Below are 24,292 nucleotides of genomic sequence, written 5' to 3'. Positions count from 1 at the left end.
CCGTTCCGGCCACCGGATGCGACCCTCGTGAAACCTCTCCTGCTCTCGCACTTCACCGCCACCAGCTGCATCGGCCGCGGCCTCGACGCGACCCTCGATGCACTGCGCCACGCGCGCGGCGGGCTCACGCCCTGCGACTTCGAGCGTGCGGATCTCGACACGTGGATCGGCGCGGTGGACGGCGTCGATGCGCAGCCCGTGCGCGCCGACCTCGCCGACTTCGAGTGCCGCAACAACCGCCTCGCGCAGCTCGGCCTCACGCAGGACGGCTTCGACGCACGCGTCGCGGCGGCCGTCGCGCGCCATGGCGCGGCACGCGTCGGCGTGTTCGTCGGCACGAGCACGGCCGGCATCCTCGAGACCGAGCATGCATACCAGCGCCGCGATCCGGCGAGCGGCGCACTGCCCGCCGACTTCCGCTACGCCCACACGCACAACCCGTATTCGCCGGCCGCGTTCGTGCGCGCGTTTTTCGCGCTGCGCGGGCCGGCGATGGCGATCTCGTCCGCATGCTCGTCCGGCGCGAAAGTGTTCGGCTCCGCGCGCCGCATGATCGAGGCGGGATTGATCGATGCGGCCGTCGTCGGCGGCGTCGATTCGCTGTGCCTGACGACGCTGTACGGCTTCAATTCGCTCGAACTGCTGTCGCGCCGGCCGTGCCGTCCGTTCGACGTCGCGCGCGACGGCATCTCGATCGGCGAGGCCGCCGCGTTCGCGCTCGTCGAACGCGTGCCCGACCCGCCCGCCCCGCTCGACGCCGATGCGATCCTGCTGCTCGGCATCGGCGAATCGAGCGACGCGCATCACATGTCGTCGCCGCATCCGGACGGGCTCGGCGCGCGCGTCGCCATCGAGCAGGCGCTGGCATCCGCCGGCCTCGGCGCGAACGACATCGACTACGTGAACCTGCACGGCACCGCGACGCCGAGCAACGACGCGGCCGAAAGCCGCGCGATCGGCGCGCTGTTCGCCGGCACGCCGTGCAGCTCGACGAAGGGCGCGACCGGCCATACGCTCGGCGCGGCGGGCGCGCTCGAGGCAGTCGTCGCCGCGCTCGCGCTGCGCGAACAGTTCGTGCCGGCCGGCGTCAACACGACGCAGCCCGACCCGACACTCGTCGCCGACTACGTGCTCGCGAGCCGCGATGCGCGCGTGCGCGCCGTCCTCTCCAATTCGTTCGGCTTCGGCGGCACGAATTGCAGCCTGATCCTCGGCCGCGCCGACCACGCCCGCCGTTGAGGCCCGCCATGACACTGACCGCCTTCATCGAAAGCATCGGCCTCGTCGGCCCGGGATTGAACGGCTGGCCGCACGCGGCCGACGTGCTCGCGGGCCGCGCGCCGTATGCGCCCGCCCGCACCGAGCTGCCGCCGCCGGCCGGCCTGCCGTCGGCCGAGCGGCGCCGCACGGGCCCCGTCGTGCGCACGGCGCTCGCGGCCGGCCACGAAGCGGTGGCCGCGAGCGCACGCGACGCCGCGACGCTCGCGACCGTGTTCAGCGCGTCGGGCGGCGACGGCCAGAACTGCCACGCGATCTGCGAAACCCTCGCCGGCGACGATCGCCAGTTGTCGCCGACCCGCTTCCACAACTCCGTGCACAACGCGCCGGCCGGCTACTGGAGCATCGCGACCCGCGCGATGGCGACGTCGAACGTGCTGTGCGCGCACGACGGCAGCTTTGCCGCCGGGCTGCTCGAGAGCCTGTGCCAGGTCGTCGTCGATCGCGTGCCGACGCTGCTGATCGCGTACGACACCGACTATCCGGAACCGCTGCGCGCGGTGCGGCCGATCGACGATGCGTTCGGCGTCGCGCTCGTGCTCGCGCCGGAAGCAAGCGAACACGCGCTCGCCCGCATCGACGTGCAACTCACCGACACACCCGCCACGACGCTCGCGCACGCCGGGCTCGACGCGCTGCGCGCCGGCAATCCGGCCGCGCGCGTGCTGCCGCTGCTCGAGGCGCTCGCCGCACGGCGTTCGACACGCGTCGTGCTCGACTACCTGGCCGATACACGCGTGCAGGTCGATGTCGCGATGCCGGATACGTTCGCGGAGCGTGCGTGATGACCGCGACGATCCCGCTCGCGCCGCCGCTCGACCACGCGTGGATCGCCGCGCACATTCCGCACGACGGCGCGATGTGCGTGCTCGATACGGTCGATGCGTGGGATGCCGCCCGCATCCGCTGCACCGCGACGAGCCACCGCGATCCGCACAACCCGCTGCGCGCGCACGGCCGGCTCGCGTCCGTCTGCGGGATCGAATATGCGGCGCAGGCGATGGCCGTGCACGGCGCGTTGCTCGGTGCGCACGAAGCGCGCCCGCGCGTCGGTTATCTGGCGAGCGTGCGCAACGTCGACGCGTTCGTCGACCGGCTCGACACGTTCGCGCAGCCGCTCGTCGTCGAAGCGGAACGCGTGAGCGGCGACGCCCGCTCGGTGCTGTACGGCTTCGCGCTGCGCTGCGGCGAGCGCGTGCTGCTGTCCGGCCGCGCCGCGGTGATGCTCGACGCATCGGCGGCCGGCGTGTTTCGCCCGGCGCCCGCCGGCGATGCGAATCCTCGCTGAAGAGGCTTGTTCAACGGAAGGAAACCAGGTCGTGAAAGTTCGTCAGTTCATTGGTACCGCGCTCGTTCTGGCGCTGATCAGCCCGATCGCGCACGCGGACATGTCGGAAGTGAAGCAGGACATCAAGCGCGATTCGAAGGAAGCCGCGCACAAGACCGGCGAGGCGGCCCGCAGCTTCGGCCACGCGACCGCGAGTGCCGCGAAGGCGGTCGGGCACGGGGTCGCGCATGCGTCGCGCGAAGGCTGGGATGCCACCAAGCGCACGACGAAGCGGATCTTCCACAAGAACGGCTCCGGCGAGTCGGGTGGAAAGAGCGAAAAGAGCGATTGAGCGATTGACGACGGGCATCGCGCGCACCGCCTTGCGGCATGCACGCGATGCGTGGCCGCGCGTCGACGGTGACGCATGACTGCCGCCATGCCGCTGCCGTCAACGCGCGCCGCGCATGCGGCGTGCCGGCCTGGCCCGCACGCGCGCGAAACACTTGCCGTAAGCGACGAGCCAGCAATCGCGATGATCGAAGTTCCGCAGCAGCCGCGCGCGGCGCCGCTCGAGCCAGAAGAGCGAGATCGCCATCGCCAGCGCGACGGCCAGTGCCGCGCAGCCGATCGCGAGTCCCATCCAGGTGTCGCTCATGCCTTCTCCGGAATGCGGGGCCGCACCGGCACACCTGTGCCGCTGCGGCACTGGAACCAGCGGAACACGGCCCGGCACGGGCTGTACGCCGTCCGGGCCGCCGTGCGTCAGTGCATGTGCTGGCCGCCGTTGATCGCGATGTTGGAGCCCGTCACGAAGCCGGCCTCCTCCGAGCACAGGTAAGCGACCAGCGCCGCGACTTCCTCGGGCTTGCCGAGCCGGCCCGCCGGAATCTGCGGGAGGATCTTCGAGTCGAGGATGTCCTGCGGGATCGCCGTGACCATCTTCGTCGCGAGGTAGCCCGGCGACACGGTGTTCACCGTCACGCCCTTGCGCGCGATCTCGAGCGCGAGCGATTTCGTGAAGCCGTGCATGCCGGCCTTCGCGGCCGCGTAGTTGGTCTGGCCGACCGAACCCTTCGAGCCGTTCACCGACGAGATGTTGACGATACGGCCCCAGCCGCGCTCGACCATGCTTTCGCAGACCGGCTTCGTCATGTTGAACACGGAATCGAGGTTCGTGCGGATCACCGCGTCCCAGTTGACCTTGTCGAGCTTGCGCAGCGTCATGTCGCGCGTGATGCCCGCGTTGTTCACGAGAATGTCGACCGGGCCGACGTCCCGGGCGATCTTCTCGATGCATTGCTGGCACGAATCGTGGTCGGCCACGTCCACCGGATACGCGAGGAACTCGCGGCCAGCCGCATGCATCTCGGTCAGCCAGCGGTCCGCGCCGGTGTTGCTCGGCGAATACGTGACGACTACCCGGTGGCCCGCGTCGTTCAACCTGATGCTGACCGCTTCGCCGAGGCCGCCCATTCCACCAGTCACAACTGCAATTCGCTTAGTCATCCTGTAAATTACCGACAAAAAAGTAATCGATGAAAGCGGGGCGACGGCATCGCACATGCTGCCGCCCCACCGCTTCGATGCGCAGCCGCCCGCGTCGCGGGCACGGCACGCACCGGCACCTCGCGCTTGTTGTTGGCCACTTGTCGTGCGCGAAAACCGCTTCACCCGCGTGCGGCGCCCACCGGCGCCGCAGCGGGACGAATCGTCAGGCCCCGCTCAGGCGCGCTCGACCGCGAGCGCGACGCCCATCCCGCCGCCGATGCACAGCGACGCCAGCCCGCGCTTCGCGTCGCGCTTGGCCATCTCGTGCAGCAGCGTCACCAGGATCCGGCAGCCCGACGCACCGATCGGGTGACCGATCGCGATCGCCCCGCCGTTCACGTTCACCTTCGACGTGTCCCAGCCCATCTGCTTGTGCACCGCCAGCGCCTGCGCCGCGAACGCCTCGTTGATCTCCATCAGGTCCAGGTCGCCCGGCGTCCAGCCCGCGCGCTCCAGGCACCGGCGCGATGCCGGCACCGGGCCCATCCCCATCACGCTCGGATCGACACCCGCGTTCGCGTAGGCCTTGATCTTCGCCAGCGGCGTCAGACCCAGCGCCGCCGCCTTCTGCGCCGACATCACCAGCACCGCCGCCGCGCCGTCGTTCAGCCCCGACGCGTTCGCCGCCGTCACCGAGCCGTCCTTCGAGAACGCCGGCTTCAGCCCCGCCAGTGACTCCGCCGTCACGCCGTGACGCACGAATTCGTCGGTCGCGAACTGCAGCGGCTCGCCCTTGCGTTGCGGGATCGACACCGGCACGATCTCGTCGTCGAAGCGGCCGGCCTTCTGCGCGGCTTCCGCCTTGTTCTGCGACAGCGCCGCGAACGCATCCTGCTCCTCGCGCGTGATCCCGTATTCCTTCGCGACGTTCTCCGCCGTGATGCCCATGTGGTACTGGTTGTACACATCCCACAGGCCGTCGACGATCATCGTGTCGACCAGCTTTGCGTCGCCCATCCGGAAGCCGTCACGCGAGCCCGGCAGCACGTGCGGCGACGCGCTCATGTTCTCCTGGCCGCCCGCGATCACGATGTCCGCGTCGCCCGCGACGATCGCGTTTGCTGCCAGCATCACGGCCTTCAGGCCCGAGCCGCACACCTTGTTGATCGTCATCCCCGGCACTGCCGTCGGCAGCCCGGCCTTGATCAGCGACTGCCGCGCCGGGTTCTGGCCCGAGCCGGCCGTCAGCACCTGGCCCATGATCACTTCGCTCACCTGCTCGGGCTTCACGCCCGCGCGCTCCAGCACTGCGCGGATCACCGTCGCGCCCAGTTCGGGTGCTGCAATCTTCGCAAGCGAACCGCCGAATTTGCCGACCGCGGTCCGCGCGGCCGATACGATCACTACGTCCGTCATGTCCAGTTCCTGCATTGAAATCAGTTCGTCGTTCCGACGCCGGTGCGAGCCGGTCTCGGCCGGCGAACGCGCTCCCCGGGCCATCCGGCGCGGTAGCGGTCGCATGCCTCCGTACGGCGAACCGCACCCGTCCGCACGGGCGGCACACCCGCACGGCTCGCCGGGCACCGGCGCGCTGCGGCAAACCGGACGTGAGCCGGGCACCGCGCGGCACACGCGGCGTCCAGTGCCATCCGGCGCCGATCAATCGTGTCGCGCCCGTGCGCGACACATGCTTGCGCGGCTAAGCGATCATGCAGCCGATTCGCGGGCGGCCGCGGCGTCCTTGCGCGCGGCGGCGGCCGTTTGCTTCGCGCCACGCGTTGCCGTTTCGGTGACCGCGTCGAAACCGCTCTGGGCGGCTTCGATCGCCTGCCCCGTCGCTGCGCGTACGGAGTCGGCCGCGGCGGTCGCCGCGGACAGCGCCGAGTTCAGCGCGGCCACCACCGGCGCCGAGCCGGCCGGCGCGTGCTTCGACAGCTCGCCCAGCACGTCCTTCAGGCGCTTGTCGTTCTGTTCGTATTGGGCTTGCGCGACCTTTGCCCATTCGGACTGCGTCGACACCGCGATGTCGAACAGGTGGCGGCCGTAGGACACGGCTTTGCCGGCCGCTTCCTGCGGCACGGCGATCTGCTGCGCGAAGCCCACGGCCGGATTGCTGCTGTTGAACGCGTTCTTCAGCTTGTCTTCGTATTCATCGAGCGCCGTCCGGGCCGCTTGCAGGTTGAGTTCGACGACAGCCTCGAAACCTTGGATAGCCGGACGGGCGATCGCAAACCACGCGGCGATACCGGACTGATAATCGGCATTGAGTTTTTCGGGGGCAAATACGGACATCGGGCACGCTCCTGTTGGCAATGCGAGAGACGACGTAAGGAAAATCGGAAGCCGGTTCGACAGCAGACTTCCTTATTGACAACCCGTCACTTGTTTGAGTACGGGAAGTTGAAGGAGCCCATTCTAGATCGATTAATTGTCAATTAAATGGCATTAATACTAGGTGTAAACCCTTATCTTAATTCCGGGCGACCGCTGGAACCCGTGATGCGCCGACATCGCAGACGAGACGGCGCTTCACTCTGTCCCGCAATGCATTTCTACCTTTTTACAGGATAGCCGATCATGACGTCGCGCAACATTTACCAATTCATTATTCCGTTTATTAGAAAACCGGCGCACATTGAAAATGGAGCAGTCGCTTATGTAATCGTTTTTTGCGGATTTATTATGAAATCGTTTTCGGGATTATTAATGACAAAATCAATGATCGGACGAATTGCGGGTCGCAATAAAAAAACGGCCGCATGATGCGGCCGCGTGCTGGTCAGGCAGGCAGGGAAGATCAGCCGGCCAGTTCTCGATGCAGCGCGAGGAACTCCTGCGCGAGCTTGTGCCCGGGCTCCAGATGGATCACCGGCCTGGACTGCTGATGCGACTCGCGGATCTTCACCGAGGCCGACAGCCTCGACGCGAGCACCGGCAGCCCTTCTTCGACGAGTTCGTCGACGAGCCGCTGCGGCAGGCTCGCTCGCGGCTGGAACTGGTTGATCACGATCCCTTCCACCTCGAGCGCCGCGTTGTGGTCCTGCTGGATCTCCTTCACGTTCTCGAGCAGCGTGTACAGCGCGCGACGTGAAAAATCGTCGCAGTCGAACGGAATCAGGCAGCGCTCGACCGCGATCAGCGCCGAGCGCGTATAGAAATTCAGCGCGGGCGGCGTGTCGATGTACACGGCGTCGTAGGCATCGAGCTCGTTCAGCGCGTCGCGTAGCTTGTAGATCTTGTAACGCGATTCGAGCTTGCCATGCAGCGTGTCGAGATCCGGATGCGCGGGCATCACGTCGAGCCCTTCGAACGGGGTCGGATGGACGAACGACGCGACGTCGACCGGACGAAAGTTGAAGGTCAGCGCAGTTTCGAAGAAATCGGCGACACCCGGCTGCGCGTCGGCCGCGGCGTCGCCGAGCAGGTAGCGTGTGGAGTTCGCCTGTGCGTCGAGGTCGATGACGAGCGTGCGCAATCCTTCGCTCGCGCTGATCGCCGCCAGGTTGCAGACGATCGTCGACTTGCCCACGCCGCCCTTCTGGTTGAATACGACCCGCCGCATGGTGCCCCCTCGATCGAACGTCGAAAAGAGCAGCTTAGCCGGTCAATAATGGCGACCGCGTGACGCAGGTCGAATTGCGTGCGATTTGTATACGGCACGCATCAGGTGCGCGGCAGCGCCCCCGACACGTACCGGCTGCCGGGCACGCACCACCGCCACGGGAAGTCCATGCCGACGCGAATGCCGATGCGCGGCCCGCCCGCTAGGTTCGCGGGCGGCGGCGTGCCGTCGTCGACGATCGCGAACCCTTCGCGCGCAGCGACGAGATCGACGCCATCCTGCGCACCGCCGATGCCCATCGCCTGCGTCAGCCGCGCCGGCCCGCGGCACAGGTCGCGATCGCGCGTCTGCGGCGGCCGTGCCGCGCGCATCCGTTCGATCCCGTGCACCGGCTCGAGCGCACGGATCAGCACGCCCGTTCCCGTGCCGTCCGGGCCGCACACGCAGTTGCAGCACCAGTGCATGCCGTACGTGAAATAGACGTACAGGTGCCCCGGCGGCCCGAACATCGTCGCGTTGCGCGGCGTCTTGCCGCGATAGGTATGCGCGGCCGGGTCGATCGCGCCGGCATAGGCTTCCACTTCGACGATCCGCCCTGCCCGGCCGTCCGCGGCCGCGAGGATCTTGTTGAGCAGTTGCGGCGCGACGTCGGTGGCCGTGCGGTCGAAGAACGCGCGGGGCAGCACGGCGCCCGGCCACGCAGGCGCGGGTTCACTGCGCCGCATCCCGCCTCTCCGGTTGAAGACCGGAACCGGCCTTCGCGTGCAGACGCAGTTGACGGTAGGCATCGACCAGATCGTCGAGGCCGAACGCGAGATTTCTCCCGCTGGGATTGGGCAGCACCCAGACACCTGCCCCCTGCATGCGGGCCGGCTGCAAGCCCCACCCGACCTCACGCTGGCCGGAAAGCGCCGAGTACGCCGCCTTGCCGAGAAAGGCAACGAAGCGCGGCCGATAACGCGCCACCTTTTGCTCGAACCCCGCGGCCGCGGCCATGAATTCCGCGCGAGAAAGCTGATCGGCGCTTGCGGTCGGCCGCTTCACCACCGCCGTCAGGCCGCAGCCATGGCCGAGTATCGCGCGATCGTCCTGCGGCGAAATTTCCGCCGGCGTGAAGCCCGCGAGATGGATCACGCGCCAGAAGCGGTTGCTCCTCCCGGCGAAGTGATGCCCGGTCTCGGCCGCGGTCAGGCCGGGGTTGATCCCGCAGAACAGCACGTCGAGATGCTCCGCGATGAGGTCGGGAAGTTCGTCAGCCACGATTTGCCTGGCGTGCAAGAAAGATCGACGTAAACGAAATAAGGCCCGAAGACCCGGGCCAAGCAACCGGCTTGACTCGGACATTCGGGCCCATCGTGACGCGGGATACCGGCGTGCCGATCAGAACGGGATATCGTCGTCCATTTCGTCGAAGCCGCCACCTGCCGGTGCGCTCGGACGGCTTTGCGCGCCGCCGCCAGCACCGCCACGCGCCGCGCCGCCGGCACGACCGCCGCCGCCACCGCCGCGTTCCATCTGTTCGCCGCGACCACCGCCGCCGCCACCACCGTAGCCGCCGCCGTAACCGCCTTCGTCACCGCCGCCACCGCCGCCGCCCGCACCGCCGCGGCCGCCGAGCATCTGCATCTGGTCGGCGACGATTTCGGTCGAGTAACGATCCTGGCCGTCCTGGCCCTGCCACTTGCGCGTGCGGATGCGGCCTTCGATATAGACCGACGACCCCTTCTTCAGGTATTCGCTGACGATTTCCGCCAGACGGCCGAAGAACGCGACGCGATGCCACTCGGTCATTTCCTTGAAATCGCCGCTTGCCTTGTCCTTGTAGCGGTCGGTCGTCGCGAGACGGATGTTCGCAACCGCGTCGCCGCTCGGCAGGTAACGGACTTCAGGATCGGCGCCGAGATTGCCGACGAGGATGACCTTGTTGACGGATGCCATGTGTTTCTCCAGTAAATTCGATGCCGGGCCGCCCGCTCACGCTGCCGGTGCGGCCCGCCGGGCAAGCCGGCGAACGCCGCCGGTGCCTGCCCGAAGTAAGTTCAGGCCTTGCGCGGCGGCGCTTTCATGCTGGCCGCGATTATAAGCCACGCGGCAACGAGCCCCGAGCACGTGTAGAACACCGTGTTGGCGCCCCCGTGCTTCAGCAGCCAGCCGCCCACGATGCCGCCGAGCGCGAGCCCGATCGACTGCGTGGTGTTGTAGACACCCGTGGCCGCACCCTTGCGCGAACCGGGCGCGAGCTTCGACACGAGCGACGGCTGCGACGCTTCCAGGATGTTGAAACCGAGAAAGTAGATGAACAGAATCGCCGCCACAATCAGGATGGTATGCGGCGCGCTGCCCAGCAGCAATTGACCGATCAGGATAGCCAGAATGCCGCCGAGCAGCACCGGCTTCATCTTGCCCCGTTTTTCCGCGACGATGATCGCCGGAACCATCATCACGAACGCGAGCCCCATCACCGGCAGGTAAACCTTCCAGTGCGCGGCGACCGGCAGGCCGCCGTCGACGAGCAGGCGCGGCACGACGAGGAACAGCGCCGTCTGCGTCGCGTGCAGCACCAGCACGCCGAAGTTCAGGCGCAGCAGCTCGACGTTGTGCAGCACCTCGGCGAACGGCGCGGGCACGTGCACGGGCTTCGCCGCATCGGGCACGATCCACAGCACGACGCCGATCGCGAGGATCGACAGTACGCCGACGATCGTGAACAGCCCGCTCATCCCGACCCAGTGGAATACGATCGGCGCACCGACGATCGCGACCGCGAACGACACGCCGATCGAGCCGCCGACCATCGCCATCGCCTTCGTGCGGTTCTGCTCGGAGGTCAGGTCGGCGATGAACGCGAGCACCGCGGACGAAACCGCGCCCATCCCCTGGATCACGCGGCCGACGATGATCCACGTGATGTCGTGCGCGAACGCGGCGACGAAGCTGCCGATCGCGAAGATCACGAGGCCCGTGGCGATCACCGGCTTGCGGCCGAACTTGTCCGACGCCCAGCCGTAGAAGATGTAGAACAGCGACTGCGTGACGCCGTAGGCCCCGAGCGCGATGCCGACGAGCAGCACGTTGTCGCCGCCCGGGATGGTTTTCGCGTAGACCGAGAACACCGGCATGATCATGAACAGGCCGAGCATGCGCAGCGCGAAGATCGCCGCGAGCGACGTGGTCGCGCGCAATTCGGGCGCAGTCATGCGGGAAGACGTGGCAGACGGATTGGACATCGGGAATGTATTTCGAATGATCGGGATGACCGCCCGACACCGGGCGGCGGAAGATCAGGACCAGCGGCCCGGGAGGCTTGGCGGGCGACACGTCGGGGAAGGATTCAGGCAGCCCGCGGGCCACCCGGAACCGCGCGGCGCGGCCGCTTTCCCGGCGCAGGCGCCGCCTTGCTGCCACCTGCGGCCAAGGCCGGGGGCCCCAAACGACGGCCTCGAAAAGCCGTTATAGTAGCAGGTTTGGTTCCCTCCATTTTCGCCAGGTTCATGGAACAGATCCGTATCCGTGGGGCACGTACCCACAACCTGAAAAACGTCAATCTCGACCTGCCGCGCCACAAGCTGATCGTGATTACCGGGTTGTCCGGGTCGGGCAAGTCGTCGCTCGCGTTCGACACCCTTTATGCCGAGGGCCAGCGCCGCTACGTCGAAAGCCTGTCCGCGTATGCCCGCCAGTTCCTGCAACTGATGGAGAAACCCGACGTCGACCTGATCGAGGGTCTGTCGCCCGCGATCTCGATCGAGCAGAAGGCGACGTCCCACAACCCGCGTTCGACCGTCGGCACGGTCACGGAAATCCACGACTACCTGCGACTTTTGTACGCACGTGTCGGTACGCCGTACTGCCCCGATCACGACATCCCGCTGGAAGCGCAGAGCGTGTCGCAGATGGTCGACGCGGCGCTCGCGCTGCCCGAGGACACCAAGCTGATGATCCTCGCGCCCGTCATCGCGAACCGCAAGGGCGAGCACGCGGAGCTGTTCGAGGACATGCAGGCGCAGGGTTTCGTGCGCTTTCGCGTGCGCTCGGGCGGCGGCGCCGCGAACGAAGGCGTCGCGAAGATCTACGAGGTCGAGTCGCTGCCGAAGCTGAAGAAGAACGACAAGCACACGATCGACGTCGTCGTCGATCGTCTCAAGGTGCGGCCGGACATGAAGCAGCGCCTCGCCGAATCGTTCGAGACGGCGCTGCGCCTCGCCGACGGCCGCGCGATCGCGCTGGAAATGGATACCGACCACGAGCACCTGTTCAGCTCGAAGTTCGCGTGCCCGATCTGCTCGTACTCGCTGCAGGAGCTCGAGCCGCGCCTGTTCTCGTTCAACAACCCGATGGGCGCGTGCCCGGAATGCGACGGCCTCGGCCAGATCACGTTCTTCGACCCGAAGCGGGTCGTCGCGCACCCGTCGCTGTCGCTCGCGGCCGGTGCCGTGAAGGGCTGGGACCGCCGCAACCAGTTCTACTTCCAGATGCTGCAGAGTCTCGCGGCCTTCTACGAATTCGACATCGACGCCGCGTTCGAGGACCTGCCGGAAAAGATCCGGAAGGTGCTGCTGTTCGGCTCGGGCAAGCAGACGATCCCGTTCTCGTACATCAACGAGCGCGGCCGCACGACGATCCGCGAGCACGTGTTCGAAGGGATCATCCCGAACCTCGAGCGCCGCTACCGCGAGACCGATTCGGTCGCGGTGCGCGAAGAGCTGTCGAAGTACCAGAACAACCAGCCGTGCCCGTCGTGCGAAGGCACACGCCTGCGCCGCGAGGCGCGCCACGTGCGCATCGGCACCGGCGACCACGCGCGCGGCATCTATGAAATCAGCGGCTGGCCGCTGCGCGACGCGCTCGGCTATTTCGACGGCCTGACGCTCGAAGGCGCGAAGCGCGAGATCGCCGACAAGGTGATCAAGGAAATCGTCGCGCGCCTGACGTTCCTGAATAACGTCGGCCTCGACTACCTGTCGCTCGAGCGCAGCGCCGAGACCCTGTCGGGCGGCGAGGCGCAGCGCATCCGGCTCGCGTCGCAGATCGGCTCGGGCCTGACGGGCGTGATGTACGTGCTCGACGAGCCGTCGATCGGCCTGCACCAGCGCGACAACGACCGCCTGATCGCGACGCTCAAGCACCTGCGCGACCTCGGCAACTCGGTGATCGTCGTCGAGCACGACGAGGACATGATCCGCACGGCCGACTACGTCGTCGACATGGGCCCGGGCGCCGGCGAGCACGGCGGCGTGATCGTGGCCGAAGGCACGCCGAAGCAGGTGCAGTCGAATCCGCAGTCGCTCACCGGCCAGTACCTGGTCGGCAAGCGCACGATCGAGTACCCGGACGAGCGGCTCGCGCCCGATCCCGAGCGGATGCTGCGCATCGTCGACGCGCACGGCAACAACCTGAAGCACGTCGATCTCGAGCTGCCGGTCGGCCTGCTGACCTGCATCACCGGCGTGTCGGGCTCCGGCAAGTCGACGTTGATCAACGACACGCTGTATCACGCGGTCGCGCGCCACCTGTACGGCTCGTCGGCCGAACCGGCGCCGCACGAGGCGATCGAGGGCCTCGAGCACTTCGACAAGGTGATCAACGTCGACCAGTCGCCGATCGGCCGCACGCCGCGCTCGAACCCGGCCACCTATACGGGCCTGTTCACGCCGATCCGCGAGCTGTTCTCGGGCGTGCCGACCTCGAAGGAACGCGGCTACGATCCGGGCCGCTTCTCGTTCAACGTGAAGGGCGGCCGCTGCGAGTCGTGCCAGGGCGACGGCGTGCTGAAGGTCGAGATGCACTTCCTGCCGGACGTCTACGTGCCGTGCGACGTGTGCCACGGCAAGCGCTACAACCGCGAAACGCTCGAAGTGCAGTACAAGGGCAAGAACATCAGCGAAGTGCTCGACATGACCGTCGAGCACGCGTATGCGTTCTTCAATGCGGTGCCGGTCATTGCGCGCAAGCTGAAGACGCTGCTCGACGTCGGCCTCGGCTACATCCGCCTCGGCCAGTCGGCCACGACGCTGTCGGGCGGCGAGGCGCAGCGCGTGAAGCTGTCGCTCGAACTCTCCAAGCGCGACACCGGCCGCACGTTGTACATCCTCGACGAGCCGACCACCGGCCTGCACTTCCACGACATCGCGCTGCTGCTGGAAGTGATCCACCGGCTGCGCGACCAGGGCAACACGGTCGTGATCATCGAGCACAACCTCGACGTGATCAAGACGGCCGACTGGGTGATCGACCTCGGCCCCGAAGGCGGCGCCGGCGGCGGCCAGATCATCGCGCAGGGCACGCCCGAGCAGGTCGCGAAGACGAAAGCGAGCTTTACCGGCAAGTACCTCGCGCCGCTGCTCAAGCGCCCGACCCGCAAGGTCGCGGCGGGCTGACGCTTCGCGCCGCCCTGTCCCTCCCGCGCGCGGCCGCCCGGCCGCGCGCGCCTGCGCGCACCGCGCAACCGGCCTCCTCTCGTTTTCCCTTCTGCGTTTACACCATGCGCCAAACGGCCCCGTTGCGGCCCATAATGGCGGCTATACTTTACGGTCGTAAGGTTCGCCGTACGCACCAATCCGGTGCGGCGCCGGGCGAACACGGCTCTGCCGCGCATTCCGCGGCATGACACACGAACGACAGGAATCCACGATGGAGAAGCAACCAGACTCGTCTCGCGATACGCAGAATCGCGAACCGCACCTGCGCAGCGTGCGGCTGACGAGCGACTTCAGCCTGCCGAAGCTGTCGGCACTCGAGATCGGCAGCTATGCGGTTGCGATCCTCGCGATGTGGCTCGTGATCGAGCTCAAGTTGCTCGGCGGGCTGCTGGCCGGCCTGCTCGTCTACCAGCTGATCCACACGATCGCCCCCGTGATCGAACGTCACACCACGAGCATGCGCGCGCGCTGGGTCGCCGTCGTGCTGCTGGCCATCGCGATCGTCGGCGCGCTGACGGGCCTGACGATCGGCATCATCGAGCACTTCGAACGCACGGTGCCGAACCTGCAGAGCCTGCTCGACCAGCTGATGCAGATCGTCGAGCAGACCCGCGCGCGCACGCCGGCCTGGATCGCGAACCTGCTGCCCGTCGACGTCGAGCAGATGAAGACGAAGGCCGCCGTGCTGATGCACTCGCACATGGACCAGCTTCAGCAAAGCGGCAAGAGCGTCGCGCGCGGGTTCGGCCACGTGCTGTTCGGGATGATCATCGGCGCGATGATCGCGATCGGCGTCGAGCACGGCAAGGTGCGCCGGCCGCTGTCCACCGCGCTCGTCACGCGCGTGTCGCGCTTCGCCGACGCATTCCGCCGGATCGTGTTCGCGCAGATCAAGATCTCGGCGATCAACGCGGTGTTCACCGGCATCTACCTGCTCGTCGCGCTGCCGATCTTCCACCAGCGGCTGCCGCTGTCGAAAACGCTCGTGCTCGTCACGTTCATCGTCGGCCTGCTGCCCGTGATCGGCAACCTGATCTCGAACACGCTGATCGTCGCCGTGTCGCTGTCGGTCAGCATGGGCACCGCTATCGCGTCGCTTGCATTCCTCGTGGTCATCCACAAGCTCGAATATTTCCTGAACGCGAAGATCATCGGCGGCCAGATCGAGTCGCGCGCGTGGGAGCTGCTGCTCGCGATGCTGATCATGGAAGCCGCGTTCGGGCTGCCCGGCGTGATCGCCGCGCCGATCTTCTACGCGTACCTGAAGCGCGAGTTGTACCTGCTGCGGCTGATCTGAAGCAGCCTGCGCGCTCAGGCAACAAAAAACGCCGCACCCCGTAAAGGGTGCGGCGTTTTTGCTTGTCCGGGCCTGCGCCGGCGAATCAGCGGAACACGACCGTCTTCGTCCCGTTCAGCACGATCCGGTGCTCGACGTGCCACTTCACCGCGCGCGCGAGCGTCACGCACTCGACGTCGCGGCCGATCGCGGTCAGCTGGTCGGGCGTCATGCTGTGGTCGACCCGCTCGACTTCCTGCTCGATGATCGGGCCTTCGTCGAGATCGGTCGTCACGTAGTGCGCGGTCGCGCCGATCAGCTTCACGCCGCGATCGAACGCCTGGTAATAAGGCTTCGCCCCCTTGAAGCTCGGCAGGAACGAATGGTGGATGTTGATCGCGCGCCCGGCGAGCTGTTCGCACATGTTCGGCGACAGGATCTGCATGTAGCGCGCGAGCACGACGAGATCGGCCTGGTGCTCGTCGATCACTTCCAGCACGCGCGCTTCCTGCGCGGCCTTCGCGGCATCGGACGAGCCGCCGATCAGCGGAAAGTGATGGAACGGGATGTTGTAGCTCGCGGCGAGCTGGTAGAACTCCTTGTGGTTCGACACGATCGCCGGGATCTCGATCGGCAGCTGGCCGGTGCGATAGCGGAACAGCAGGTCGTTCAGGCAGTGGCCGATCTTCGACACCATGATCACGACGCGCGGCTTCACGGCCGCGTCATGCAGCTCCCAGCGCATCGAGAACTGCTCGGCGAGCGGCGCGAATTCCTTGCGAAGCGTGTCGAGCGCCGTCGCGGCATCCGCTCCGCCGCCGTCCTGCTCGAAGTGCACGCGCATGAAGAATTCGCTGGTGCGGCTGTCGCCGAACTGCGCCGAATCGAGGATGTTGTTGCTGCGCTCGAACAGGAAGCCCGAGACCGCATGGACGATGCCGTGCCGGTCGGGGCACGACAGTTTCAAGATAAAGCTGTGATCGGTCGGCATGACCGCTACTCCCTTCGTTTCCGTATTCGTCAAATTGCCCGTTCGCGCCGCCGGACTGCGTGCGCGGCACGCGTCACGCGGCCGGTGCGAACAGGGCGTCGATGCCCGCCGCGTCGGCCGCCGGGATCCAGCGGTGGCGCAGCAGCGTGTCGAGCGTCGCGAGGCTCGCATCCATCGTCGCGCGGCCGGCGCGCAGCCAGCCGATCACCTCGGGCACGCCGGCCAGCAGGTGCTCGGCCACTTCGCCGTCCTGGTTGCGCGGCGCGAAGTCGCGCGGCAGCGGCAGGTCGTACACGAAGATCAGTTCGGACTGCGTGCCTTCCGGCAGCGAGCACAGCACCTGCACCGCGCGGCCCGCGATCGCGCGCGCGGCCAGTTCGGCGGGAATGCCGGCTTCTTCCCAGCATTCCTTCGCGAGCGTCTCGTGAACGCCCAGGCCCCAGCCGATCCCGCCCGCGACGACGTTGTCGAGCATGCCGGGGTCGGTTGCCTTGGTCTCGCTGCGGCGGCCGAGCCACATCTGCGGGACGGCCGCGGCGGGCGGCTCGCCCGGCGCAGCCGCATATTCTACGATGCCGTTCAGATGCACCGCGTAAGTCTGCGTGCCGAAAAAGCGCGACGCGGCGCGCTCGATGTACGCGAGCGGCGGATCGTCGAAGCGGTTGCGGATCGCGTAGATCTCGTCGCGCCAGCCGGGAATCGCGCCTTCGGCCGCGAGCGCGCCGATGGCACTCGCCAGCGCCATGCTGCGTGCGTCGACCGAGTCGTAGCGCGCCGCCAGCACGACGCGCTCGTCGGTCAGCTCGAACACGTCGGGCCAGCGGGCGAGCATCGCGACATCCTGGCGGCGCACCCAGCCGACCGCCTGGCCGGCCATCTCGAAACGCAGGTGCGCGGCCGGGTCGAAACGGCGCGCGGCCGCAATGCACGGAAACGTCATCGTCGTCAGTCCTTCAGCGCCACGCGGATGCCGATCGCGATGAACGTCGCACCGGCGATCCGGTCGAGCCACACGCCGGCCTTCGGGCGGCGCTTCAGCCACGCACCGATCATGCCCGCGCCGACGCCGAACAGCGAGAACACCACGGCCGTCTGCAGCATGAACAGCGCGCCGAGTTCGAACATCTGCAACGTCACGCCCTGCCCGCCGTGCGGATCGACGAACTGCGGCAGGAACACGACAAAGAACAGCGTGACCTTCGGGTTCATCAGGTTGCCGATCACGCTCTGCCGGAAGATCGTGCCGAGCGGCTGCGGCGGGCGCTCGTGCGCGTTCGCGAGGCCCTGGCTGCGCAGCGCCTTGATGCCGATCCACACGAGGTACGCGGCGCCCGCGAGCTTCAGGATCTCGAACGCGACCGGCGACGAACGCAGCACGGCCGCGACGCCGAGCGCCGCGAGCGTCGTGTGGAACAGGATCCCGGCGGTGAAGCCGAGCGCGGCGACGAAACCGGCCGCGCGGCCCTGCGAGATGCCGCGTGCGAGCACCTGCAGGTTGTCGGGACCCGGCGCGAACGTAATCGCGATCGACGTGGCGAGAAACAGCATGAAGTTGGGCATCGAGACCTCGCTGTGTGACGTGGAATCAGGCGTGCCGGCGCTCAGTGGCCGGCGAATTCGGTGACGGTATAAACCGGCAATCCCGCGTTGCGCAGCAGCGCCGAGCCGCCGAGATCGGGCAGGTCGATGATCGCCGCGCCTTCGACGACCTCCGCGCCGAGCCGCTGCAGCAGGTTGCGCCCCGCCATCATCGTGCCGCCGGTCGCGATCAGGTCGTCCATGATGATCACGCGGTCGCCGGGGCGGCACGCGTCTTCATGGATCTCGACCGTCGCGCTGCCGTATTCGAGGTCGTACGATTCCGAGCGCGTCTTGTACGGCAGCTTGCCGACCTTGCGGATCGGCACGAAGCCGACGCTCAGCTCGTACGCGACGATCGGCGCGATGATGAAGCCGCGCGCGTCGAGACCCGCGACGTAGTCGAGCTTCGCATCGACATAACGCTCGACGAACAGGTCGACGAGGATGCGCAACGCCTTCGGGCTCTGCAGCAGCGTCGTAATGTCGCGGAACATCACGCCCGGCTGCGGCCAGTCGGGCACCGTGCGGATCTGGCTGTGGATGAAGGCGACCGGATCGAGCGGTGCGCCCGACGACGAATGCGGCATGAAACTCTCCGAAAAAAACGGTGCGCGAAGATCGGGCACCGTTTCGAATAAATACGGGTCAGGTTATCAATCCATGCGCGGCTCAGGCTGCCGCGGCCGGCGGATCGCGCCGATGGCGCGACAGCCGCTCCTCCGCGAGCGCGAGTGCCTCGGGCAGCCCGCGCAGCACGACGATGTCGCTCGCGCGCAGCTTGGTCTGCGGATCGGGTTCGACGCCGCGGATGCCGTGCCGGCGGATCGCCGTGACTTCGAGCCCGAGTACATACAGCCCGAGTTCTTCCAGCGAACGCCCGACCGCGTCCGCGCGCGCATCGACCGGCACCGATTGTAGCCGCACCTGCTCGTGGTCGTCGTCGTCCGCATCGTCCGCGCCGCGGAAATAGCCGCGCAGCAGGCTGTAGCGCTCGTCGCGCATTTCCTCGACGCGCCGCACGACCTTGCGCATCGGCACGCCCACCAGCACCAGCGTGTGCGACGCGAGCATCAGGCTGCCCTCGACGATCTCCGGAATCACCTCGGTCGCACCGGCCGCGAGCAGCTTCTCGAGATCGGCATCGTCGACGGTACGCACGATCGCGGGCAGCGTCGGCTCGAGTTCGTGTACGTGGTGAAGCACGCGCAGCGCGGACGGCGTGTTCGCATAGGTGATCGCCACCGCCGCCGCGCGATGGATACCGGCCGCGAGCAGCGACTCGCGGCGCGCCGCGTCGCCGAACACGACCGATTCGCCGGCCGTCGCCGCCGCGCTCACGCGATCGGGGTCGAGGTCGAGCGCGACGTACGAAATGCCTTCCTGTTCGAGCATCCGCGCCAGGTTCTGGCCCGCGCGGCCATAGCCGCAGATGATCACGTGGCCGCGCTGCTTGAGGCTTTGCGTCGCGATCCGCGTCATCTGCAGCGACTGCTGCATCCATTCCGTAGACGAAAGCCGCATCACGATCCGGTCGGCGTTCTGGATCAGGAACGGCGCGGCGAGCATCGACAGCAGCATCGACGCGAGGATCGCCTGCAGCAGCGTCGAATCGACGAGATGCCGGTCGAGGATCAGGTTCAGCAGCACGAAGCCGAATTCCCCGGCCTGCGCGAGCCCGATGCCGGTGCGCATCGCGACACCCGGCGTCGCGCCGAACAGCCGTGCGAGCCCGGCGATCATCGTCCCCTTGAACAGGATCTGCCCGACGAAGAAACCGAGCACGAGGAACGGGTGCTCCCAGATCACGCGCGGATCGAGCAGCATCCCCGTCGTCACGAAGAACAGGCCGAGCAGCACGTCGCGGAACGGCTTGATGTCCTCTTCCACCTGATGGCGGAACGGCGTCTCGGAAATGAGCATCCCCGCGATGAACGCGCCGAGCGCGAGCGACAGGCCGAAGCGGTCGGTGATGAACGCGGCGCCGAGCGTGACGAGCAGCAGGTTCAGCACGAACAGCTCCTGCGAGCGGCGCCGCGCGACGACGTTGAGCCAGCGCGTCATGAAACGCTGGCCGATGACCAGCAGCAGCGTGAGCGCGATGACGATCTTGACGGCCGCGAAGCCGAGCGTGAGCGCGAGGTCCTTCGACGATTCGGCGCCGAACGCGGCGATCACGATCAGCAGCGGCACCACCGCGAGATCCTGGAACAGCAGCACGCCGAAGATGTTGCGGCCGTGTTCGGTCTCGATCTCGAGCCGCTCGGCGAGCATTTTCGACACGATCGCCGTCGACGACATCGCGAGCGCGCCGCCGAGCGCGATGCTGCCCTGCCACGTGATGTGTACCCAGTGCTCGAACAGCATGCCGAGCACGAGCGCGAGCACGAGTGTCGCGACGACCTGCAGCAGCCCGAGCCCGAACACAAGCCGCTGCATCGCCCTCAGCTTCGCCAGCGAGAACTCGAGGCCGATCGAAAACATCAGGAACACCACGCCGAATTCCGCGAGATGCTCCGCGCGCTCGAGGTCGGCCGCGATGCCGAAGGCGTGCGGGCCGACCAGGATGCCGACGGTCAGGTAGCCGAGCATCGGCGGCAGGTTCAGCGAGCGGAATACGACGACGCCCACCACCGATGCCAGCAGCAGCAGGAGCGTCATTTCGAGCGGGGAAATCACGGGCAAAGCGTCCTCGTTCGTCGGGGCCACGGGAAAGCGGGCGCGGCAGGGTGGCGGTGGACAGGCGACATCGGACGAGTCCGAAGGCCCGGCGCGGCGAACAAACGCCTTTGCTATACTCCGCGCATGATAGCGAAAATCAATGATGATCGGGCGCTCGCGCTCGCCCGCGACGTGCTCGACATCGAGGCGGACGCCGTGCGCGCGCTGCGCGACCAGCTCGACGGCGGCTTCGTCCAGGCCGTCGCGCTGCTGCTCGGCTGCCGCGGCCGCGTGGTGGTGTCCGGTATCGGCAAATCGGGGCATATCGCCCGCAAGATCGCGGCCACGCTGGCCAGCACCGGCACGCCGGCCTTCTTCGTCCACCCCGCCGAGGCCAGCCACGGCGACCTCGGGATGGTCACCTCCGACGACGTCTTCATCGGCATCTCCTATTCCGGCGAATCGGAAGAACTCGTCGCGATCCTGCCGCTCGTGAAGCGGATCGGCGCGAAACTGATCGCGATCACGGGCCGCGCGGGATCGAGCCTCGGCACGCTCGCCGACGTGAACCTGAACGCCGCGGTCTCGAAAGAGGCCTGCCCGCTGAACCTCGCGCCCACCGCGAGCACGACCGCCGCGCTCGCGCTCGGCGACGCGCTCGCCGTTGCGGTGCTCGACGCGCGCGGCTTCGGTTCGGAAGATTTCGCGCGCTCGCACCCGGGCGGCGCGCTCGGCCGGCGCCTGCTCACCTACGTGCGCGACGTGATGCGCTCGGGTGACGACGTCCCGTCCGTCGGGCTCGACGCGACGCTGTCGGACGCGCTGTTCCAGATCACCGCGAAGCGCCTCGGCATGACCGCCGTGGTCGACGCCGACGGCAAGGTCGCCGGCATCTTCACCGACGGCGACCTGCGCCGCGTGCTCGCGCGCGACGGCGACTTCCGCACGTTGTCGATCACCGACGTGATGACGCGCGACCCGCGCACGATCGCACCGGATCACCTGGCGGTCGAGGCCGTGGAACTGATGGAGCGCCACCGGATCAACCAGATGCTGGTGGTCGATGCCGACGGCGTGCTGATCGGCGCGCTGAACATGCACGACCTGTTTTCGAAGAAGGTGATCTGATGAGCGCAGCGCTGACTGCGGCCGAACGCGCGAGCCGCGTGAAGCTGATGATTTTCGACGTCGACGGCGTGCTGACCGACGGCGGCCTGCTGTTTACGGCGGCCGGCGACACGATGAAGTCGTTCAATTCCCTCGACGGCCACGGCGTGAAGCTGCTCGGCGAAGCCGGCATCGCAACCGCGATCATCACGGGCCGCCGCTCGGAAATCGTCGCGGCACGCGCGAAGGAAATGAAGATCGCGCACCTGTTCCAGGGCGTCGAGAACAAGCTTGCCGTGTTCGCCGATCTCATCGCATCGCTCGGCCTCGCCGCCGACCAATGCGGCTACATGGGCGACGACTGGCCCGACCTGCCCGTGATGCTGCGCTGCGGCTTCGCGACTGCCCCCGCGAATGCGCACCCCGAGGTGATCGCCCGCGCGCACTGGGTGGCCGAGGCCCGCGGCGGCCAGGGCGCCGTACGCGAAGTCTGCGACGCGATCCTGCGCGCGCAGCGCCGCTACGACGCGCTGCTCGCGGCCGCCTGCGGAGCCTGACGGATGAACACGCATTTCCGCTGGACCCAGCTGCTGCCGCTCGTCGCGGTCGCCGCGCTCGCGGGCATCACCTGGTGGCTGCTGCAGGCCACGCTGCCGCCGCCCGGCGAGGGCACCGCGCAGCCGAAGCGCCATACGCCCGACTATTTCGCGGACAACTTCTCGGTCACCGAGCTCGACCAGTCCGGCACGACCCAGTACCGGCTGACGGCCGCGAAGCTGATCCACTACGAAGACACCGAAAACAGCGACCTGACCGATCCGGCCATGCGCGCGTTCCAGCCCGGCAAGCCGGTCGTGACGACCACCGCGAAGCGCGGCATCGTCAACGGCGACGTGTCGATCGTCGACTTGTACGACGACGCGCGCATCCTGCGCGCGGCCGGCGGCGGCGATCCGCAGATGCAGGCCGATTCCCAGCATTTCCGGATCTTCGTCAATGACGATGTGATCCAGACCGAAAAGCCGGTTAAACTTCAGCGCGGCCTGTCGCTCGTCAACGCGACCGACGGCATGAAGTACAACAACGTCACCCGGGTCATCGAGCTTTACGGCAACGTGCGCGGCACGATCGCCGCGGCGGACACGTCCGGCGGCTCGAAAGGTCAACCCAAGTGACGCATCCCTCACGTGACTGCATGAACGAACCGTTCCCTCGACAGAATTCCGGCGGCGCTGCGCGCGCCGTCCGCGCCGCGCTTGCCGCGGCGCTCGTGGCGCTCCCGCTGGCCGGGCTGGCGCCGCTCGCCCATGCCGAGAAGGCCGACCAGAACAAGCCGATCAACGTCGAGGCCGACAACCTGACCTATGACGACCTGAAGCAGGTCACGGTCGCGACCGGCAACGTCGTGATCACGAAGGGCACGATCATCATCAAGGGCGATCGCGTCGAAGTGCGCCAGGACCCGGAGGGCTATCAGTACGCCACCTCGTTCGGCAGCGGCAAGAAGCACGCGACGTTCCGCCAGAAGCGCGAAGGCCTCGACGAGTACATCGACGGCGACGCCGAGCGCATCGACTACGACGGCAAGCAGGACCTGACCACGCTGACCACCGCCGCGACCGTGCGCCGCCTGCAGGGCACGTCGACCGTCGCCGATACCGTGCACGGCAGCGTGATCACGTACGACGGCCAGCGCGACTTCTACACCGCGAAGGGCGGCAAGGACGTCGCCGCACCGGGCAACCCGAACGGCCGCGTGCGCGCGATGCTGTCGCCGAAGAACGGCGGCCCCGCGCCGCTGAACGGCGCGCCGGCGAAGCTGTCGCCGTCGACCACGATCCAGGGGGCGCCGGGCCAATGAACGCACTACCGAACCGCCAGCCGGCCGGCACCACGAGCTCGCTCGTGGTCCGCAACCTGAAGAAGCGCTACGGCTCGCGCACGGTCGTCAAGGACGTGTCGCTCGACGTGAAGAGCGGCGAAGTCGTCGGCCTGCTCGGCCCGAACGGTGCCGGCAAGACCACGTCGTTCTACATGATCGTCGGCCTCGTGCCGCTCGACGCGGGCGAGATCTCGCTGAACGGCAGCTCGATCAGCCTGCTGCCGATCCACAAGCGCGCATCGCTCGGCCTGTCGTACCTGCCGCAGGAAGCGTCGGTGTTCCGCAAGCTGACCGTCGAGGAAAACATCCGCGCGGTGCTCGAGTTGCAGCACGGCGAAGACGGCAAGCGGCTGTCGAAGGACGCGATCGCGTCGCGCACCGAAGCGCTGCTCGACGAGCTGCAGATCGGCCACCTGCGCGAGAACCCCGCGCTGTCGCTGTCGGGCGGCGAGCGGCGCCGGGTCGAAATCGCGCGCGCGCTCGCGACCAACCCGAACTTCATCCTGCTCGACGAACCGTTCGCCGGCGTCGACCCGATCGCGGTGCTCGAGATCCAGAAGATCGTCAAGTTCCTGAAGCAGCGCAACATCGGCGTGCTGATTACCGATCACAACGTCCGCGAAACGCTCGGCATCTGCGACCACGCATACATCATCAGCGACGGTTCGGTGCTCGCCGCCGGTGCGCCGAGCGAAATCATCGAAAACGAAAGCGTGCGCCGCGTGTACCTCGGCGAACACTTCCGGATGTAACTCCCCTTCGTGGCTGGCTGCACCCCGC

General features: G+C 67.5%; 26 protein-coding genes. 12 read left to right on the top strand and 14 right to left on the bottom strand.

Going from position 1 to position 24,292, the window contains the following annotated elements:
* Window positions 1-27: 27 nt before the first annotated feature.
* The 4 genes from E9536_RS26575 to E9536_RS26560 are packed head-to-tail and all read left to right on the top strand — an operon-like array spanning window position 28 to window position 2,897.
* A complete protein-coding gene (locus E9536_RS26575) occupies window positions 28-1,239 on the top strand; it encodes a beta-ketoacyl-[acyl-carrier-protein] synthase family protein (RefSeq protein WP_060313543.1) in 1,212 nt (403 codons plus the stop codon).
* Between the two features lie 8 nt (window positions 1,240-1,247).
* Window positions 1,248-2,063: a beta-ketoacyl synthase chain length factor gene (locus tag E9536_RS26570; protein ID WP_124918477.1), complete on the top strand. Its 816-nt coding sequence runs from the start codon at window positions 1,248-1,250 to the stop codon at window positions 2,061-2,063.
* Window positions 2,063-2,566 carry a hotdog family protein gene (locus E9536_RS26565; protein WP_124532970.1) on the top strand — a complete coding sequence of 168 codons (504 nt, stop codon included), beginning with the start codon at window positions 2,063-2,065 and terminating at the stop codon, window positions 2,564-2,566. The genes E9536_RS26570 and E9536_RS26565 overlap by 1 nt, the downstream gene beginning before the upstream one ends.
* Window positions 2,550-2,897, top strand: a complete 348-nt coding sequence (locus E9536_RS26560) for a hypothetical protein (protein WP_049096912.1) — start codon at window positions 2,550-2,552, stop codon at window positions 2,895-2,897. The genes E9536_RS26565 and E9536_RS26560 overlap by 17 nt, the downstream gene beginning before the upstream one ends.
* 99 nt (window positions 2,898-2,996) lie before the next feature.
* Here the strand turns inward: E9536_RS26560 and E9536_RS26555 are convergent, their stop codons facing one another.
* The 4 genes from E9536_RS26555 to phaP all read right to left on the bottom strand — a co-directional run bounded on the left by E9536_RS26555 (window position 2,997) and on the right by phaP (window position 6,328).
* Window positions 2,997-3,203: a hypothetical protein gene (locus E9536_RS26555; protein WP_059699863.1), complete on the bottom strand. Its 207-nt coding sequence runs from the start codon at window positions 3,201-3,203 to the stop codon at window positions 2,997-2,999.
* Window positions 3,204-3,310: 107 nt separating this feature from the next.
* Window positions 3,311-4,054 (bottom strand): acetoacetyl-CoA reductase, encoded by a 744-nt coding sequence (gene phbB, locus E9536_RS26550; RefSeq protein ID WP_027789117.1) that lies wholly within the window; start codon window positions 4,052-4,054, stop codon window positions 3,311-3,313.
* A 216-nt stretch (window positions 4,055-4,270) separates the two neighbouring features.
* Window positions 4,271-5,452, bottom strand: coding sequence for an acetyl-CoA C-acetyltransferase (locus tag E9536_RS26545; RefSeq protein ID WP_069253953.1), 1,182 nt, complete (start codon window positions 5,450-5,452; stop codon window positions 4,271-4,273).
* A gap of 291 nt (window positions 5,453-5,743) precedes the next feature.
* The gene (phaP, locus tag E9536_RS26540) at window positions 5,744-6,328 is read right to left on the bottom strand and encodes a TIGR01841 family phasin (RefSeq protein ID WP_136471200.1); all 585 of its coding nucleotides are present in this window, start codon (window positions 6,326-6,328) and stop codon (window positions 5,744-5,746) included.
* 285 nt (window positions 6,329-6,613) lie between these two features.
* Here phaP and E9536_RS26530 point away from each other — a divergent pair, with 285 nt between their 5' ends.
* On the top strand, window positions 6,614-6,799 hold the full coding sequence (locus tag E9536_RS26530) for a hypothetical protein (protein ID WP_124544371.1): 186 nt from the start codon (window positions 6,614-6,616) through the stop codon (window positions 6,797-6,799).
* Window positions 6,800-6,833: 34 nt separating this feature from the next.
* On the opposite strand, the gene E9536_RS26525 is transcribed toward E9536_RS26530, so the two are convergent.
* From E9536_RS26525 to E9536_RS26505, 5 genes are all read right to left on the bottom strand, one after another.
* The gene (locus E9536_RS26525) at window positions 6,834-7,598 is read right to left on the bottom strand and encodes a ParA family protein (RefSeq protein WP_027789114.1); all 765 of its coding nucleotides are present in this window, start codon (window positions 7,596-7,598) and stop codon (window positions 6,834-6,836) included.
* Between the two features lie 101 nt (window positions 7,599-7,699).
* Window positions 7,700-8,323 carry a DNA-3-methyladenine glycosylase gene (locus E9536_RS26520; protein ID WP_124918475.1) on the bottom strand — a complete coding sequence of 208 codons (624 nt, stop codon included), beginning with the start codon at window positions 8,321-8,323 and terminating at the stop codon, window positions 7,700-7,702.
* Entirely contained in the window at window positions 8,310-8,858 is a 549-nt protein-coding gene (mug, locus tag E9536_RS26515; RefSeq protein WP_136471198.1) for a G/U mismatch-specific DNA glycosylase, read from the bottom strand. Before mug ends, E9536_RS26520 begins: the two co-directional genes overlap by 14 nt.
* 120 nt (window positions 8,859-8,978) lie before the next feature.
* Window positions 8,979-9,536 carry a single-stranded DNA-binding protein gene (locus E9536_RS26510; RefSeq protein ID WP_021162583.1) on the bottom strand — a complete coding sequence of 186 codons (558 nt, stop codon included), beginning with the start codon at window positions 9,534-9,536 and terminating at the stop codon, window positions 8,979-8,981.
* Between the two features lie 101 nt (window positions 9,537-9,637).
* A complete protein-coding gene (locus E9536_RS26505) occupies window positions 9,638-10,825 on the bottom strand; it encodes an MFS transporter (RefSeq protein ID WP_027789112.1) in 1,188 nt (395 codons plus the stop codon).
* Window positions 10,826-11,089: 264 nt separating this feature from the next.
* On the opposite strand from E9536_RS26505, the gene uvrA reads away from it, so the two are divergent.
* Both uvrA and E9536_RS26490 read left to right on the top strand, forming a co-directional pair.
* Window positions 11,090-13,975, top strand: a complete 2,886-nt coding sequence (uvrA, locus tag E9536_RS26495; protein WP_027789111.1) for an excinuclease ABC subunit UvrA — start codon at window positions 11,090-11,092, stop codon at window positions 13,973-13,975.
* 253 nt (window positions 13,976-14,228) lie between these two features.
* Complete coding sequence (locus E9536_RS26490; protein WP_027789110.1) at window positions 14,229-15,314, top strand: AI-2E family transporter; 1,086 nt, start codon at window positions 14,229-14,231, stop codon at window positions 15,312-15,314.
* A gap of 85 nt (window positions 15,315-15,399) precedes the next feature.
* On the opposite strand, the gene purU is transcribed toward E9536_RS26490, so the two are convergent.
* From purU to E9536_RS26465, 5 genes are all read right to left on the bottom strand, one after another.
* Window positions 15,400-16,284, bottom strand: coding sequence for a formyltetrahydrofolate deformylase (gene purU / locus E9536_RS26485; protein WP_021162590.1), 885 nt, complete (start codon window positions 16,282-16,284; stop codon window positions 15,400-15,402).
* Between the two features lie 73 nt (window positions 16,285-16,357).
* Window positions 16,358-17,224, bottom strand: coding sequence for a DUF4743 domain-containing protein (locus tag E9536_RS26480; protein ID WP_136471196.1), 867 nt, complete (start codon window positions 17,222-17,224; stop codon window positions 16,358-16,360).
* 5 nt (window positions 17,225-17,229) lie between these two features.
* Window positions 17,230-17,844 (bottom strand): LysE family translocator, encoded by a 615-nt coding sequence (locus tag E9536_RS26475; RefSeq protein WP_021162592.1) that lies wholly within the window; start codon window positions 17,842-17,844, stop codon window positions 17,230-17,232.
* A 41-nt stretch (window positions 17,845-17,885) separates the two neighbouring features.
* Complete coding sequence (locus E9536_RS26470; protein ID WP_011353218.1) at window positions 17,886-18,452, bottom strand: adenine phosphoribosyltransferase; 567 nt, start codon at window positions 18,450-18,452, stop codon at window positions 17,886-17,888.
* Window positions 18,453-18,534: 82 nt separating this feature from the next.
* Window positions 18,535-20,541 carry a monovalent cation:proton antiporter family protein gene (locus E9536_RS26465; RefSeq protein ID WP_027789107.1) on the bottom strand — a complete coding sequence of 669 codons (2,007 nt, stop codon included), beginning with the start codon at window positions 20,539-20,541 and terminating at the stop codon, window positions 18,535-18,537.
* A 126-nt stretch (window positions 20,542-20,667) separates the two neighbouring features.
* Between E9536_RS26465 and kdsD the strand changes: the two genes are divergently transcribed.
* From kdsD to lptB, 5 genes are read left to right on the top strand one after another with little or no spacing between them, the layout of a single operon-like run.
* A complete protein-coding gene (gene kdsD, locus E9536_RS26460) occupies window positions 20,668-21,651 on the top strand; it encodes an arabinose 5-phosphate isomerase KdsD (protein WP_027789106.1) in 984 nt (327 codons plus the stop codon).
* On the top strand, window positions 21,651-22,187 hold the full coding sequence (locus tag E9536_RS26455; RefSeq protein WP_060084186.1) for an HAD family hydrolase: 537 nt from the start codon (window positions 21,651-21,653) through the stop codon (window positions 22,185-22,187). Before kdsD ends, E9536_RS26455 begins: the two co-directional genes overlap by 1 nt.
* Window positions 22,188-22,190: 3 nt before the next feature.
* Entirely contained in the window at window positions 22,191-22,805 is a 615-nt protein-coding gene (gene lptC, locus E9536_RS26450; RefSeq protein ID WP_027789105.1) for an LPS export ABC transporter periplasmic protein LptC, read from the top strand.
* 20 nt (window positions 22,806-22,825) lie between these two features.
* A complete protein-coding gene (gene lptA / locus E9536_RS26445; RefSeq protein WP_021162598.1) occupies window positions 22,826-23,491 on the top strand; it encodes a lipopolysaccharide transport periplasmic protein LptA in 666 nt (221 codons plus the stop codon).
* Window positions 23,488-24,264 carry an LPS export ABC transporter ATP-binding protein gene (gene lptB / locus E9536_RS26440; protein WP_021162599.1) on the top strand — a complete coding sequence of 259 codons (777 nt, stop codon included), beginning with the start codon at window positions 23,488-23,490 and terminating at the stop codon, window positions 24,262-24,264. The genes lptA and lptB overlap by 4 nt, the downstream gene beginning before the upstream one ends.
* Window positions 24,265-24,292 lie beyond the last annotated feature (28 nt).

The organism is Burkholderia sp. LS-044 (genome assembly GCF_004803625.1).
GTDB lineage: Bacteria > Pseudomonadota > Gammaproteobacteria > Burkholderiales > Burkholderiaceae > Burkholderia > Burkholderia cepacia.
Note: the sequence above shows the minus strand (reverse complement) of the source record. Positions and strands in the feature narration are given on the sequence as shown.